General features: G+C 49.9%; 1 protein-coding gene. It reads left to right on the forward strand.

Annotation, left to right across the window (positions count from 1 at the left end):
- Nucleotides 1-74: 74 nt before the first annotated feature.
- Nucleotides 75-2,689: ribonuclease R (gene rnr, locus VN105_RS28205; RefSeq protein WP_325646565.1), on the forward strand; the 2,615-nt coding region annotated here is incomplete at its 3' end.

A 2,689-nucleotide genomic window follows, 5' to 3' on the forward strand; every position in this document is an offset into this window, starting at 1 on the left:
TATTTAATAACTTTATTTTTGACTATATAAGCCGGCACCTGCCGGCGCCGGGTCAATAATAACTTACGACTAACATGAGTAGAAAAAAGAAAAATAAAAAAGGCGGTAATTACAACCCAAATAACCCCCAGCAAAGCCATAGCCCAAAGAAAACCTTTAAAGGCGTAGTGGAAGTAACAAAGTCGGGAATGGCTTTTGTTATCGTAGATGGCCTTACAAAAGATATCATGGTAAAGCAGAAGAACCTGCATACCGCCCTCGACAGGGATGAAGTTTTAGTGGATGTATTGAAAACCGGCCGTAATGAAGGCCGCATGGAAGGCATTATAACGGATATCCTTAAACGAAATAAAACTGAATTTACCGGCACACTCCAGGTCAGCAAAAACTTTGCTTTCCTGATTCCTGAAAAAGGATTGTTTATGCCGGATATCTATATTCCCGCCAACTCCCTCGGGGAAGCAAAAAGCGGGGATAAGGCCCTGGTAAAGATCGTGGCCTGGGGTGAAAAATCCCGCAAACCCGTGGGTGAAATCGTGGAGATCCTCGATGCCAGCGATACCAACGACCTGGCCATGAAGGAAATCCTTATAGAAGCAGGTTTCCCGCTGAATTTCCCCAAAGAGGTAATAGACGAACTGGGTAACATCCGTGAAGTGATTTCGGAAGAAGAAATAGGTAAACGGAAAGACATCCGCAAATTCCTCACCATGACCATCGACCCGGTGGATGCCAAGGATTTTGATGATGCCATTTCCATCCGCTTGCTGAAAAGCGGTTTATATGAACTGGGAGTACATATTGCCGACGTAAGTCATTATGTACTGCCGGGCACCGAACTTGATAAAGAAGCAGATAAGCGTGCTACCTCCGTGTATCTGCCGGACCGCGTGTTGCCCATGCTGCCGGAAAAGATCTCTAATGAGCTTTGTTCCCTGCGCCCGCATGAAGATAAGCTTACCTTCTCCGCCATGTTCCAGATGAACGATAAGGGAGAGGTAAAACAACACTGGATAGGCCGTACTGTTATCCACTCGGATCACCGCTTTACTTACGAAGAGGTACAGGAGATCATTGAACGCAAGTCTGATGGCCCCTACCGGAACGAAGTGATGCTGCTGAACCGTATTGCCCAGAACCTGCGTAACCAGCGTTTCGCGCATGGCGCCATTAACTTTTCCTCGCAGGAAGTACGCTTCAAACTGGACGATACCGGCAAACCCATTGGCATTGTTATCAAGGAAAGCAAAGAAGCACACCAGCTGATCGAAGAATTTATGCTGCTGGCCAATAAAACCGTGGCAGCGTACGTAGGCAAACTGCGTATCAATAAACAACCCATCCCGTTCCCTTACCGTGTGCATGATACACCCGACCCGGAAAAACTGAAAGTGTTTGCATTGTTCGCCGGTAAGTTTGGTTATAAGTTTGACCTGAGCACACCGGAAAGCATTGCGGGCTCCTTCAATAAAATGCTGGCGCAGGTGAAAGGGAAACCGGAACAGCCTGTACTTGAAACACTGGGTATCCGTACAATGGCCAAAGCCATTTACACCGTGAATAATGTAGGGCACTATGGTCTTGGTTTCGAAGACTACTGCCATTTTACATCTCCCATCCGCCGCTACCCCGATGTACTGGTGCACCGCGTACTGGCGGAGTGCCTGGCCAACAGCGTGCGTCCCGACAAGCAAATGGAGCAGAAATGCAAGCATAGCTCTGAAATGGAACGCAAGGCCATGGAAGCGGAACGCGCCGGAAATAAATACAAACAGGTAGAGTATATGCAGCAGTTCATTGGTCATACTTTTGAAGGTGTGATCAGCGGAGTGGCGCATTTTGGCTTCTGGGTGGAAACCGTGGATACCAAATGCGAAGGACTGATCAGCATCCATAACCTGAACAGAAGGGAAGAGTTCCAGTATAACGAAGGGGAATACTCCCTGGTGGGCCAGCGCACAGGCCGTAAGTTTCGTATAGGCGAAAAGGTGAGCATCCGTGTGGTAGCCGCCAGCCTGGCCAAGCGTCAGCTGGATTACGACCTGGAAGACGAGCTCACAGGCACCGGTACACCCGCTGCTGCATTCCAGCCCAAACGCCGCGATGAACGCCGCGACGACCGTAAAGGGGATCATCGCCATGAGGATCGCCGGGGCGACCGGAAAAAGAAGAAAGACAAACGTCCTTATAAACCCTGGGAACAGGCGGCAAAAGCTCCTCAGAAAGCACCGGAAGTGTCTCTCGGAGAGCCCAAGCCATTGCCGGTGGTAGACCAGGTGATGGTGGAAACGCACGTGGTACCTGTAACACAGGAAGCGCCGGTAATACCTGCGGCAGCACCGGTTGTACCCGTAACACCAGTGGCGCCTGTGCCATCACCAGCGCCGGTTGTAGAAAAAGCAGTTGCCAGTAAAACAACTGCTAAGCAGGAACCTGTTGCCAAAGCACCAGCGAAGAAAGCCGCTGCTAAACCAGCATCTGCCACTAAAAAAGCAGCTGCTGCACCGGTAACAAAGAAGGCGGCGCCAGCAGCAAAAGCGACTGCTAAGAAAACCGAACCCGCTAAAAAGGCTGCAGCTAAAGCAGAACCTAAGAAAACAGCACCAGCAAAGAAAGCCGCTGCAAAACCAGTAGCTAAGAAAGCCGTACCAGCAAAGAAAGCCGCTGCAAAACCAGTAGCTAAGAAAGC

Origin of the sequence: Chitinophaga sp. (assembly GCF_035564935.1) — a bacterium.
Classification (GTDB): Bacteria; Bacteroidota; Bacteroidia; order Chitinophagales; family Chitinophagaceae; genus Chitinophaga.